A 13,695-nucleotide genomic window follows, 5' to 3' on the forward strand; every position below is an offset into this window, starting at 1 on the left:
CCAACTGAGTGCAGCTGTACCTTCAAGTTTCAAAGTCCGGCGGCGACTTACCTCCTCCAATCCTCATAAAACTTGATCAGCGGTCTTACGCTACTGCCACTTTTTCAGCATTTTAGGCATCGAATCATCACGCCCATTATGAAACCAGCTTTTGCCCTGCTTCTGTTAGCCCTATCCGCTTTGGCTTGCACGCCAGCCGACCCAATGATCGGTCACACCGAAATCACCAAATTCCAGGGAAATAAAAAAGGTGCAATCTCCATAACCTACGACGACGGCATCATCAACCAACTCACCATCGCCAAACCGATCATGGACAGCTTGGGCCTTCCCGGGACGTTTTACATTATCACGGGAAAAGTCGAAGGCTCCTGCAAAGGAAAATTCATCGGGAGAGATCCACAGGAGATCATTTCCGAAACAGCGAAGATCAAGACCGACTCGAGTAACTTCTTTGAGCGGGCTTCCTTGATTGCCTTTACCGGCACCAGCGAGGCTGAAGACTATCACGCGCGTGCGGGTTCACTTTTTGAGCAGGGAAAAGTAGCCGAAGCACATGCGCTGATCGATGAAGGCTACGCAAAAATCCGTCAGGGAACGATGAAAGACACCGATGAGGTGGTCTTTCACAACAACGTCGAAGACACCACCACTTGGGAGCAGTACAAGGCCTATTCCGCCCAAGGCCATGAGATCGCTTCCCACACGGTCACCCATCCCCGATTGGCGGCTTTGGATGAAGTCAACCTGATGTATGAGCTGGAGCAGAGCAAAGCTGACTTGCTGAAATTCATCGGTCCCGAGTCCACCTTCAGTGCTGAGGGACCCTATGGCACAGAGAACGAACGGGTCATGGAATACGCCCACACCGTCTATCCTGCACTGCGAAACCGGATGCCGGAAGACTGGCTGGAGGAGATCAACCGGGGAAGCAAGATGACTCCTGGCCAATCCACCAAAGAGTATGTCCAGTGGCAGCGCGGTCCCGTGACCCGCATTGATATCCATCAGATGAAAGCTTGGGTGGACACAGTCATGACGCACGACAACAACTGGCTGGTACTGGTCATCCACGGCGTCGAAAATCTGGGTTGGGAGCCTAAAACCCGTCCGGAACTCGTGGAATATTTCTCTTACATGAAAGCCAAGGAAGCCGATCTTTGGGTTGCCACTTTCCGCGATGTGACCAAATATCTTCGGGAAAGAAAAGCCACGCAAGTCAGCAGCAAAGTCGAAAAAGACGTTATCAACCTCAGCCTTTCATCTACTCTAGATCCGGGAGTCTACTCCGTCCCTCTTACGCTTAAAACCTATATTCCGGCTGATTGGACATCCGTGCAATTGACTCAAACTGGCAAAAGCCGCTCGCTTGAAATTCAGCAGGATGAGCTGGGAGCTTTTGTGTCTTATGAGATAAAGCCTGGAAGCGAGGCCGTTTCTCTGAACAGAGGTTCGTGAAAAATCGTAAGATCTTCGATAGTTTCTGAGTGAGTTTATTGCTGAGGCGCAAGAAAATGATAGTCTGATACTATTAAAATCTGCCTTGGATTTAATCAGCCGGCACTCAGTCAATCACTTGTCAATGAAGCGATCAGACCTTTTAATATTCGACGCCAAAGGAATCTACTGCCCGCAAGCTCAGGTCTACATCGATCCGTGGAAGCCGGTAAATCGCGCGATCATCACGCATGGGCATTCCGATCACGCCAGATTTGGACACAACAAGTACCTGACGCATCACAGCAATATCCCCATCATCCGCCATCGTCTAGGCGAGATCAACGTGCAAGGAATCGGCTGGAATGAGCCTTTCCAGATCAATGGAGTCATCTTCACTCTCCACCCAGCAGGACATATCATCGGCTCCTCCCAGGTTCGTGTCGAATACAAAGGCGAAGTATGGGTCTTCACCGGAGATTATAAGACAGAGAATGACGGCGTCTGCACGCCCTACGAGTTGATCAAATGCCACACAATGATTACCGAGTGCACCTTTGGCCTGCCTGCATTCAAGTGGAAGCCACAAGCGCTTGTCTTTGAGGAAATCAACTCTTGGTGGCAAAGCAACAAAGAAGACGGCAAAACCTCGGTTCTTTTTGGCTATACACTGGGTAAAGCCCAGCGAATCCTCAAGCACCTCGACACTTCCATAGGTCAAATCTTTACCCACGGCGCGGTGGAAAACATGACTGAGGTGCTTCGTCCTCAGTTGGAGCTGCCCAAGACAACCCTCATCACCCCAAGCACTCCCGCAAGCGATATCCGGGGAAGCGTCGTGATCGCACCTCCGAGTGCACACGGCACCCCATGGATGCGAAAGCTGGTGCCATTCGAAACCGGCACTTGCAGCGGTTGGATGGCTTTTCGCGGAGCTAGGGCACGGCGAGCGACGGACAAAGGCTTCGTCCTGTCCGACCATTGCGATTGGCAGGGACTTCTCCAAAGTATCAAGGCCAGCGAAGCCAGCCGGGTAATCTGCACGCACGGCTATACCGATATCTTCAGCAGATACCTGCGAGAACTCGGATATGATGCGAGCGTAGAAAATACAGATTACGAGGGCGAAAAGGAAGAAATCACGACAGTTGAACCCGCTCAGTCGACATGAGAAAATTTGCAGAACTCATCGAAAAGCTGGATGCCACTAATAAAACCAGCCAGAAAGTAGCTGCTTTGGCGGGGTATTTTGCGCAAGCAGATGAAAGCGACAAACTGGCAACGATCGCGATCCTATCCCATCGACGGCCCCCGCGTCCGGTGAATACCACCTTGCTCCGGGCTTATGCTGCCGAACTTGCGGAGATTCCCCTTTGGCTTTTTGAGGAGAGCTATCACATCGTCGGAGATCTGGCAGAGTCGATCGCGCTCGTCGTCCCAAATGATGAACATACCAGCGACAAGTCTCTGAGCGCAATTCTCCGTGAACTCGTCCAACTGAAGTCCAAAACAGATCCCGAAAAAAAAGAATATGTCCAGCACACTTGGATGCAGCTGGACTACTATTCCCGGTTTGTATTCACCAAACTTCTGACGGGATCCTTCCGAATCGGGATCAGTCAGAAGTTGATGACCAGGGCGCTTTCGCAGGTCACATCGGTTCCAGAAGACGAACTCGCTTACCGCTTGATGGGCAACTGGAGCGCGAATGATACCACGTTTGAGGAGTTGGTCTTTGGAAGAAACGAACAGGCCTATGTCTCCAAACCTTACCCCTTTTATCTCGCCTATGCACTCGAAAACGAGATCCATGAACTGGGCGACATCTCAGATTGGGCAGCAGAGCATAAATGGGATGGGATACGCGGGCAGGTGATTTTTAGAAAAAACGAGATATTCATCTGGTCTCGCGGAGAGGAACTTGTCACCGAAAAATATCCCGAAATCGCCGAACTGGCCAATGTTCTTCCCGAAGGAACCGTGATTGACGGCGAGATATTGGCTTTTGTCGACGACCAGGTCGGCCTGTTCAACGACCTACAAACCCGAATCGGCAGAAAAAATGTCAGCAAGGCTGTTCTGGCAAAAGTCCCGGTGATATTCAAAGCGTATGACCTCTTAGAGTTTCACGGCCAAGACATCAGAAGCCAAAGCTATCGGGAACGTCGGATTCTGCTGGAGGCTTTGGTCCAAGCAGCAAACTATCCAGTCCTCCAACTTTCGCATCAGATGAACTTCACGTCTTGGGAGGAGGTGATCACCGAGCGGGGAAGATCCAGAGAAAAGCGCAGCGAAGGATTGATGCTCAAAAAGAAATCAGCCAGCTACCAGGTGGGACGCAAAAAGGGAGATTGGTGGAAATGGAAGATCGATCCGCTCACCATCGATGCAGTGCTGACCTACGCGATGCGCGGTCATGGCAGGCGAACAAATCTCTTTACCGACTACACGTTTGGACTCTGGCATCTGAACGAAAAAGGAGAAAAGGAGCTAGTCACCTTCGCCAAAGCCTATTCCGGCCTTACCGACCAGGAGTTTGCACAGGTCGACAACATCATCAAGCGCACGACACTGGAGCGGTTTGGCCCCGTCCGCAGCGTAGAACCAACGCTGGTGTTTGAGCTGGCTTTTGAGGGGATTGCTCTATCCAACCGTCATAAAAGCGGCGTGGCCGTCCGGTTTCCCAGGATCCTGCGCTGGCGCCGGGACAAGAAAGTAGCCGACGCAAATACGCTGGATGATCTGAAGGCATTGATTCCAAAGTGATAGCCGGCACGCCTCAGCGACTCGATTCATTGATCCAGTGAAACTGCCGCTCGGCCAGGGGAAAGTGCCTTTCTAGCTTTCGCAGCACCACATGTAGCGAGTCCTGGCCCTTGGTACCATTTAAAATCATTCGATCCTCTGAAGGAAAGTCCATCGAAAATGTCGCCGCACGCCGTCCCAGACTCCTCCATACCATCTCCTTTCCCAGACTGTCCGCCTGATAGATGAAATAGGCCCTGCCATAGTTCATGAACAGGCTGGTGTCATGGGCGGCGAGACTTCCTTGCCCGTTGTAATCAAAGATTAGATCGCGCCACCGCAGCGAGTCCGCCATGTTTTCCGGGATGGTGTCACCGTTGTTCACAAATAGCTCGACATGGTAAAACCCCGGATCCACAGGACCCACGATCATGGTACTGCTCGTCTTCCTTTCGATAAAGGAGTTGTAGTCGTAATAGATATGTTGAACGAAATAGAGAAAAAAGAAAAGCACCTTTACACCGATTCGTAAGAATCTCTGCCACTTTTTTGGCCAAGATTTTTCATAGAAGGAAGACGGTAAAGCGACCTTGTTTTGGACAAAAAAAGCAAAAAGCCGCTCCCGCTCTTGCCAGACGAGAAATAGACTAACAATCAGTAAATGAAATGAATCGATCTTCACCGGGATATCATAGCTGAAATTCAACATGACCACGTTGGCAAAGACCCCCACCGCCAGGATTGCACCCAAAAGTGCCGTCCTTCTCCAAAGCAACAGCAGCCCAACCAATACCTCAGCAATCCCTGAAAAGATCTGATATGGCTCGCTGTACCCAATAAACATCCAAGAAAGACGCATGGGCAAGTAGTCACCGAGTGGCGTGGCCAACTCGCTCATCGAAGGAAAACGCATTTGTAATGCAAAGACTTTTGATATGCCATAGGAAAAAGAAACCCCGGCGAGGCTGTACCGCAAGATGAGGCAGAGCCAGTAATTCCAGTCGACGTAATTTGCCTTTCTCCTGTCTATTGCAGACCACAACAAACCACCAGTCACAGCCAAGAGCATATACGTAAAAATTGAGGCCCATGCGAAACTCGTGTCCCCTGACCCGTTTCCGATTTGGTTTAGCTGGGGACGGATGTGAAAGAAATGCTCGTTGAGGAAAATAGTCAGCGGAGCGAATATCCCCGGCAAATACTTTGCAAACGGAGCGAAATTGAGAAGGAGGTAGATAAAGACGATCCGAAAAGCGACACGGCCAAAAAGTGACCAACGAGGTGATTCTGAATGCATGAACGAGAATGTTAGAAACCGAAAAGCTGAAAATCAAAAAGTTTTTTCGATTTACCAACTAAAAATAAAATATTGATCTTCTGCTTCAAGAGAAGCTTGTAAGTGACTTCGAATCAAAGCGGTGAAGTCTGCCTCCAAAAAATCCAATTATTTCTAAATTGATAGGAGAGATAAAATACGGGCAGTTTGGATTATTGCTTAAATTCAAAGAAATATCCGAGAATATGGAAACACCGCTACCTGAGAAACCGAAAGAAAAAGACAAAACTCAGCGTGACAAGCAGACCTTCTATCGAGTCGCTTTCAAAAACAACTGCAATCTGCTCCAGATCGCAGACAACAAAGCCAACATCATCATCACGATCAACTCGCTGGTGATTTCCTCTACGGTCGCAGTCTTGGGCTACGGTACAGTGTCCCAGCGGCTCGAGATTGATTCGCTGTATACCATCGGCCCCGTCCTCGTATTTCTGAGTATAATCCTGACCTCTACCATGCTGGCCGTACAGGCCGCTAAGCCTTCGATCATTGGAGCGGACAAAAAAACCGGAGAAATCGGCAAATCCAGCTTACTTTTTTTCGGCGAAAGCGCCAAGTACACCATGGATGACTACCTCGCCGAAACTCACCGCTTGCTCGGAAATAGAGCCTCAATCATGGATCAGATGTCCATTTCGCTTTACTATCAGGGAAAAGTTTTAAATAAAAAATACCGCCTCATCCGCAAGGCCTATGAAATATTCGTGCTTGGCCTGACCGTCGGGATTTTGATCTTTGTCGGCTTTGTAGTGCTATAGATCTGATTTCTTTCTTCGGATTTCTCCTCTGGAAAAAAAGCCTGGGTGAGCCCTAAACCGAATAATCGCATTAAAACGCTCGCTTTTGCCAAATAACCAGCAGATTTCAAACCCGGCAAAACTTGGATTTTGGGTTGAAGAATGCATATTTACTCCATCCCCAATTTCCACCCGACGATTGCCCTGATGCTGCTTGCTTTACTATCCTTCTGGACTGGCCTACAATCCCCACAAACTTTTCCTGACAGTATCCGAAACGTGATCGCTACCACAGAAAGCGACTCGACCAAGGCTGTGCTTTATCTTGATCTGGCAAAGCACTACTACGGCTTCGAGCAGGACACAGCGATCCTTTACGCCCAGACCTCTATCCAACTGGCCGAACGCCTGGGACTGGAGAAGATCAAAGGGAATGCCCTCAACATCATGGGCGTGGCTCAGTTGATCAGTTCAGACTATGAAGAAGCTCTCAAAACGCACCTCAAAGCTCTCAAGATCCGCCAGAGTCTTCAAGACTCGACGGGAATGCTGGAGTCCAACCTGAACATCGGCAACGTCTACTACCGAAATGGAGAAATGGGCAAAGCGGCCGGTATGTATGAGACCGCGCTCATCTTTGGCATTGCCACCAAAAATCTGAGAGGCCAGTCGATGATCTACAACAACCTCGGCAATTACTACAAAGATCTTTGGTCCCAAACACAGAAAAAAGAAGATCTCGAAGAAGCCCTCAACTACCTGCATGAGTCGCTCCGCATCAAAGAAGAACTCAAGGACTACAACGGGCTGGTGAAGACGCTCACCCAGCTCTCGCAGCTGAGCCTGGACGATCGGGAGATGGCAAAGGGCTATCTCGTCAGGGCACTTTCCATCGCCGATGCGAGTCAGGATACCGAAAACAAACTGGCCGTACTCCACGAACTCTCCAACTACTACCTGACGGAAAAAAACTTTGCGCTGGCGGAAGAATACGCCCTACAGGCCTACCGCACAGCCAAAGTCGCCGGATCGCATTTTTACATTTCCATAAGCTCCGAATATCTGATCGAAGCCGCCCTGGGTCAAAATAACTTCAAAAAAGCCTACGACTACCTCGTGGTGAAGAATGAAGCCGACAAAGCCGTATTTAACGACAACCGTCAAAAAATCCGCGAAGAACTCCTGATCCAATATGAGTCAGAAAAAAAAGAACTCGAAAACCAGCGTCTCATCCAAGAGCAAGAATACCTTGACCTCTCACTCCAGCGGCGAAATGAACTGTTGCTAGGAACAGGCATCCTGTTGGCAGTACTGGGAGCTTTATTTTGGATTCAGAAGCGAAATCACCGCGCGCTCAGACTGGCGCACAACCAACTGGAGGAGGCTCACTTATTGGCGACCAACCAAAACACGCAGATCATCGAGCAAGCGGATCGGCTGCACACCACCAATCTGGAGTTGACGGAGGCCAACCGGTTTCGGGACAAAATTTTCTCGGTGATCTCACACGACCTCAGGGCGCCTTTTTCCTCGCTGCACAGCATTATTCAGCTTTGGGATAAAAAAATCCTCTCTGAGGAGGAGCTTTTTGAGGTAATGCCGCTGGTTGCCAGAGAGACGAACTCGCTGTCGCTAATGCTGAACAACCTCCTCATGTGGGCGCACTCCCAGCTGGGCTCTGACAAGGTCCAGCTGACCACGTTTGATCTCGGCGCATTGGTCGAAGAGAGCACCAGCCTGCTAAAGTCTCAGGCCAGCCAAAAAAACCTAAATCTAAGCCAGGAATTCAAGACAGGAATGATGGTGAATTCCGACAGGGAGCGGTTGAGTTTTATCGTCAGAAACATCCTGATGAACGCGATCAAGTTCACCCCTTCCGAAGGAAAAATTACCGTGGACTATCCCACCGACAGCGAAATAAGGATCACGGACACCGGAACAGGAATGCCTCAGGAGATGATATCCAAGCTATTTTCCGATCGGGTAAGCTCGCAAAAGGGAACCGAAGGCGAATCCGGAACCGGCATCGGCCTGATGCTCAGCCGGGAGTTTGCCGAGAGTATCGGTGCCAAAATACTGGCCGAAAGCGAAGTCGGAACGGGGACTACGTTCAGAATCCTGTTGGGAAAAACAGAAAGCTGAAATCCAAACATTGAAGTTGGCGAGACCTGAGATTGTTGCCACAAAGCGTGTTCGCACTCAGGTCGGCGTTGCAGAACATCTATCCACAAAAAAACCGCGAGTAAGAACACCCGCGGTCGTTTATCCAGAATCCTGCTAAAATAAATCAGATCCCTTTTTAATAAGTGTACTTCACAAATACGCGCTTGGTCAGAGACTGCTCGTCGGTCTCCACCAGCATATCGGCCGACTCCGCCGTTGCTACTTTGGCATTAGCCCGGTACATCGGCTGAGGATTGAAGTTTTGCTCCATAGTCACGTTAAATACCCGAAGTCCTTTCAGATTCAGCGTGGTCCCGATCAGATTCGCTCTAGCTTCTGCATCCTTCAAAGCTTCCGTCAGCAACGTGTTTTCAAGAGATTTGCGAGTCGCCTCTGATATACCAAAACCCAGATGATAGCTCATGTCGCCGGCACCTTGGATCGCGTCCACGATCTTCTGAAGGTCCTCATTCGTAGCAGAAGTAACAATGCGCAAGCTCTGACGGGCCACATAGCCGCTGTCTTTTTGAGTTCCTGTACGATAGATGCGGTTAACGTCTACAGAGTAATTGTCAGCTACGAGTTTGTAGTCTTTTATTCTTCCTTTTTTCAGGGCATCTGCTAGGTTTTCGGTCTTTTTGTTCAGGACATTGACTGCATCGTCGACCTTCATCGCCTTTTCTTCGAGGGAGATTGAGAATATCGCTTCATCAGGAGCGACCTTCTTTTCGGCATAGCCCTCGACCTCGATCAGAGGGATTTGTTGGATTTGCTGGGCAAAAAGCGGTGAAGCCAAAGCTAATGCGAGAGTTAAAGTCAGGAGTCTTTTCATTGTGGTTTTAGTTTAATTCCATGAATACTTTGTCAAAAGACGCACCAAAAATAGAGATGCTACAGAAAGCTCTACTTTCCTTCAATGAATTTAGGAAAATTAAGAAAGAGGGGGACGTCTGAGGTTGGAAGTTGGACGGTCTTGAATTCGGAGGAATTGTTCGTACTACCCGAGTGAGCTAGCAGCTGCGCTGCGCACGGCAATCGCAGATCAAAAATCAGAAAGTCTAAAACACCAATAACCCATGTTCCCGCAGGATTTCCCAAACTTCGGATTCCAGCATTTCGTCAAACTCTCCAAGTTCCGCCTCGTAGTTTTCGCGGATGGTTTTCAGCGTGTTAAGGCTTTCTTCGTAGCTGACTTTCGCCAGCAACCAGCACACCCACTCTCCAAGCTCTAGCGGTAGTTCGATCGCAAAATCCTCCTTTTTCCCGGAAAATATCACATCACAAAGCTCCGGATCCGTCTCCATCAGTTCGGGTTGGGAACCGATCCAGACGATGCGATTCTGATCCTTGTAGGCCAGTCCCACCTCACTCTGAATCTGCCTCTCGATGTATTTCTTGGGGATCGAAGTTGGCGGCACTTTGGTTTCAAACCAGTTTTTCAACGGAATCTCAAATCCAACTCCGTGCATGTAGTTAAAGAGCGACTTTCGCAGCCCTTCGGAAAAAAGCCCATGGTCGACTCCCACAGGATCGTCAAAGTCCAGCTCGTTGTTGGCAAAAGATCCGTCGGAAAGATCGGTTCTCCTGACACCAAAAGCCTTCGGATCCAAGCCCACCGGACTGTGCGCGGTCATCGCAAAGCGGTGCCAAAAACCCGATTGCAGCACACCTGCTTCAAAAAGCTGCCTCACCATCTCCATGGAATCCAACGTCTCCTGGGCGGTCTGAGACGGATAGCCGTACATCAGATACGCGTGAACCATGATGCCCGCTTGGGTAAAATGATTGGCCACTTGGGCAACCTGCGCCACAGTCACGCCCTTCTTGATCAACGCCAAAAGCCGGTCAGAGGCAACCTCAAGTCCTCCTGAAACCGCGATACAGCCCGACGCCCGAAGCAGTCGACACAAGTCAGCCGTAAAGCTGCTTTCGAATCGGATATTCGTCCACCAGACCACCACCAATCCGCGGCGCAAAATCTCGATCGCCAAGTCGCGCATTAGGGCCGGCGGCGCAGCTTCGTCCACGAAATGAAATCCGTTCGTGCCGGTCTGAGCCATGATCTCCTCGATCCGGTCGCACAAGATGGTGGCGTTGATCGGTTCGTAGCGGCCGATATAGTCCAACGAAATGTCGCAGAAGGTGCATTTTCCCCAATAGCAGCCGTGGGCCAGAGTTAACTTATTCCACCGTCCATCGCTCCACAGCCTATGCATCGGATTGGCTACTTCGATCACTGAGAGGTAGTCCCGCAGCCTAAGATCGCTGTAGTCCGGCGTCCCGACTTCCCTCTGAGGCAGATCCCTGACCGCAGAATTATTCAAAAACTTCACCTGCCCATCGATCCTCACAAAGGTCCTCTTCAGTTCGGAAACAGGGATCTTCCCGTCAAGATGTTCCAACAGCAAGCGAACCGGTGCTTCTCCGTCGTCCAGCGTAATGAAGTCGACATAGTCAAAAACCCGCGGATCTTTCAGAGATCGAAGTTCCGTATTCGGGTAGCCTCCACCCATCCAGCGGGCTATTGTCGGATGATTTTGTTTCAAATATTGTCCACACTTGAGCGCGCCGTAGAGATTGCCGGGAAAGGGAACCGAAAAAGCAACTGATTCGGGCTGATAGGTCTGGATTTTCTCCTCCAATGTCTCCAGCAGAATCGAATCAATCAGGCTCAAAGGCTGGTTCAGGGCCTCTTTCATCTCGTCAAAACTCAGTGCTGACATCCCCAGCCGCTCGGCATAGCGGCTAAATCCGAAATGTGGATCCACCGCCTCGGTGATCAAGTCGCCGATATCTTCGAGGTAAAGTGTAGCCAGGTATCGGGCTTTGTCACGAACTCCCAGCGATCCAAACGCCCATTCCATATCATCCAACTGCTCAAAGCGTCCCGCTTCGGGAAGAAAATCTCCTTCCGAAATGTGGTAAGCCAGTGTCGGATTTTTGTCCTGAAGAAAATCAATCACCGTCCCGATGGTCTGGAGGTAGGCAGCTTTCATCCGCAGGATCCGGGCAGCGTTCTCGGAGAGTTCATCCACCTTTTGTCCAGCGATCTCAAAAACCTTTGTCAATCCTTTTTTGGAGAAAAGCTTCAGGATCACCTCGATTCCCAAATCCGCTTGGTTGGACTCTACCTGGAGGGTGTTCAAAAAACCTTTCAGGTAAGCCGTCGCCGGATAGGGCGTATTGAGCTGGGTAAATGGCGGGGTGACAAAAAGTACTTTTGTGGACAAGGGCTTGGGAGTTGAACAGGCCAAAGGTCGGAAAAATAATTCACCGCAATGACGCTGAGGGCGCGGAAGATTATGTTTGGTTAACAGTCGGGTGTTGAGACCTCAGTCGACTGTGCTCTGCTAATTCTCTAGAATAAACACGGGTAGTTGAAAAATCTAAAAAATCTCTCTGCAGTCTTTGCGACTCTGCGGTGAAAATCTTTGTGCTCTCTCCGATTTTCCCGGTGGCATCAGTGGTGAAAAATCAATCTCCTCTCGAGTAAAAAAACGATCTTTGCTCCCATGAGCAACAACGACACCCTCCGCACCCTTCGCTATTCTTTTGATTTCAATGACTTTGTAATGATAGATATTTTCAGCAAGGGAGGATTAAAAGTCACTCGGGAAGAAGTCAGCAACTGGCTCAAGCGGGATGAAGACGAGGGGTTTAAAGCGATCTACGACAAGGATTTGGCGGCGTTCTTAAACGGCCTGATTATCCTGAAGCGCGGTCCAAAAGAGGATGGTGTCCCTGTTGCCGAGAAGTCCCTGGACAACAATGCAATCCTGAGAAAACTGAAAATCGCCCTCAACATGAAGGATGACGACATGCTGGAGATCTTCGGCCTAAGAGGCTTTCGCCTGAGCAAGCACGAGCTCAGCGCCTTTTTCCGCAATCCAACTCAATCCCAATACAGACAATGCAAGGATCAGGTCTTGCGCAATTTCCTTCAGGGATTGCAGATGAAGCTGAGACCGACGTCTGAATAAAAACGCACCGCGAATCAAGTTTTCAATTCCATCGAAACCTCTGATTTCGCGCAAAAAAAGCACAGGCGTTCCGATAGAGCGCTCGGAAACTCCCATGCACTTTTATGCCGACCGCTTGTGCTGATGGAACCGTTCATCGGTCTCAGCGATTTTTCAATTTTCAGATCTTCCGATTTCTCAATCATTCTAACCGCTTCACCCAATTTTTCAAATCTTCCAATTCTTTTAAATAACTTATCAGAACTAACCAAACCATAAACCCATGGACAAATTACGAAAGGAAGATATCCCTCAGGAGGCTTTTGACCTCTATGACTACTATTGTCACAACAAGCTCGACCGCAGGACTTTTGTGGAAAAGCTTTCTGTCTATGCCGTCGGCGGCATCACCGTGACGGCGCTCATGAGTTCCATGATGCCCGACTACGTCAATACCAAAACCATCGAACCCAATGACACGCGGCTGCAAAGCTCCGACTATGTCATGTATGACTCTCCCAAAGGCGGTGGTCAGATCAAAGGGCTGCTTTCCAAGCCAGCCGGAAGCGGCAAATCCCCGGGAATCGTAGTAGTCCATGAAAACCGCGGCCTCAATCCCTACATCGAGGACGTGGGAAGAAGATGTGCCGTAGCGGGTTTTATCTCCATTGCCCCGGACGCGCTGACTCCGCTAGGCGGCTATCCCGGCAATGACGACGAAGGCCGCACCTTGCAGGCAAAACTCGACCGAAACTCCATGTTGGAGGACTTCATCGCCGCCTACGAATACCTCAAGAAACATCCTGACTGCGATGGCAACGTCGGCGTGGTCGGCTTTTGCTTTGGTGGCTGGATCTCCAATATGATGGCTGTGAGAGTCCCTGATCTGGGTGCAGCGGTTCCTTACTACGGAGGGCAACCGCCGGTAGAAGATGTACCAAAGATCAATGCTCCTCTGCTGGTAATCTACGGCGAACTCGACGAGCGGGTCAATGCGGGCTGGCCAGCGTATGAGGAAGCGCTCAAAGCCAACAACAAAAAATACGAAATGATCAACTATCCGGGTGTAAACCACGGCTTTCACAACAATACCACTCCAAGGTATGACGAAGCCGCAGCCACCAAGGCCTGGGACAAGACAATCGCTTTTTTCAAGGAAAATCTCAAGTAACAAAAGGGGGCGAAAGCCTCCTTTTTCATTTAACTCGTGCTCTAGAGACCTCTGCTCTGCTTGCAATATTTCCATCTATCACTCACCAAACTCCGCTATTTCCAGATTGACTCCAGCCTGGCCTAAGATGGACGGAATCCAGGCTCT

The 13,695-nt window shown here is 49.9% G+C and carries 10 protein-coding genes; 7 read left to right on the top strand and 3 right to left on the bottom strand.

The annotated features are described in order from the left end of the window. Positions 1-138: 138 nt before the first annotated feature. The 3 genes from G459_RS27730 to G459_RS0115890 all read left to right on the top strand — a co-directional run bounded on the left by G459_RS27730 (position 139) and on the right by G459_RS0115890 (position 4,203). Positions 139-1,458, top strand: a complete 1,320-nt coding sequence (locus G459_RS27730; RefSeq protein ID WP_051315264.1) for a polysaccharide deacetylase family protein — start codon at positions 139-141, stop codon at positions 1,456-1,458. Positions 1,459-1,582: 124 nt separating this feature from the next. After that, a complete protein-coding gene (locus tag G459_RS0115885; RefSeq protein ID WP_035456177.1) occupies positions 1,583-2,608 on the top strand; it encodes a ligase-associated DNA damage response exonuclease in 1,026 nt (341 codons plus the stop codon). Continuing rightward, the gene (locus G459_RS0115890; protein WP_026968527.1) at positions 2,605-4,203 is read left to right on the top strand and encodes an ATP-dependent DNA ligase; all 1,599 of its coding nucleotides are present in this window, start codon (positions 2,605-2,607) and stop codon (positions 4,201-4,203) included. Before G459_RS0115885 ends, G459_RS0115890 begins: the two co-directional genes overlap by 4 nt. A 13-nt stretch (positions 4,204-4,216) precedes the next feature. Here G459_RS0115890 and G459_RS0115895 read toward each other — a convergent pair whose 3' ends face one another. Further along, positions 4,217-5,479 carry a hypothetical protein gene (locus tag G459_RS0115895; RefSeq protein ID WP_026968528.1) on the bottom strand — a complete coding sequence of 421 codons (1,263 nt, stop codon included), beginning with the start codon at positions 5,477-5,479 and terminating at the stop codon, positions 4,217-4,219. Positions 5,480-5,703: 224 nt separating this feature from the next. Here G459_RS0115895 and G459_RS0115900 point away from each other — a divergent pair, with 224 nt between their 5' ends. Together G459_RS0115900 and G459_RS0115910 are read left to right on the top strand one after the other, a co-directional pair. Further along, a complete protein-coding gene (locus G459_RS0115900; protein ID WP_026968529.1) occupies positions 5,704-6,276 on the top strand; it encodes a Pycsar system effector family protein in 573 nt (190 codons plus the stop codon). A 141-nt stretch (positions 6,277-6,417) separates the two neighbouring features. Next, positions 6,418-8,397, top strand: a complete 1,980-nt coding sequence (locus G459_RS0115910; RefSeq protein WP_026968530.1) for a tetratricopeptide repeat-containing sensor histidine kinase — start codon at positions 6,418-6,420, stop codon at positions 8,395-8,397. Between the two features lie 157 nt (positions 8,398-8,554). Here G459_RS0115910 and G459_RS0115915 read toward each other — a convergent pair whose 3' ends face one another. Next, a complete protein-coding gene (locus G459_RS0115915; protein ID WP_026968531.1) occupies positions 8,555-9,250 on the bottom strand; it encodes an SIMPL domain-containing protein in 696 nt (231 codons plus the stop codon). A gap of 226 nt (positions 9,251-9,476) precedes the next feature. Next, on the bottom strand, positions 9,477-11,648 hold the full coding sequence (locus tag G459_RS0115925) for a B12-binding domain-containing radical SAM protein (protein WP_026968532.1): 2,172 nt from the start codon (positions 11,646-11,648) through the stop codon (positions 9,477-9,479). A 282-nt stretch (positions 11,649-11,930) separates the two neighbouring features. On the opposite strand from G459_RS0115925, the gene G459_RS0115930 reads away from it, so the two are divergent. Continuing rightward, the gene (locus G459_RS0115930; RefSeq protein ID WP_026968533.1) at positions 11,931-12,398 is read left to right on the top strand and encodes a YehS family protein; all 468 of its coding nucleotides are present in this window, start codon (positions 11,931-11,933) and stop codon (positions 12,396-12,398) included. 262 nt (positions 12,399-12,660) lie between these two features. Then, complete coding sequence (locus tag G459_RS0115940; RefSeq protein ID WP_026968534.1) at positions 12,661-13,548, top strand: dienelactone hydrolase family protein; 888 nt, start codon at positions 12,661-12,663, stop codon at positions 13,546-13,548. Positions 13,549-13,695: the final 147 nt, after the last annotated feature.

Source organism: Algoriphagus terrigena DSM 22685 (assembly GCF_000429445.1).
GTDB classification, from domain to species: domain Bacteria; phylum Bacteroidota; class Bacteroidia; order Cytophagales; family Cyclobacteriaceae; genus Algoriphagus; species Algoriphagus terrigena.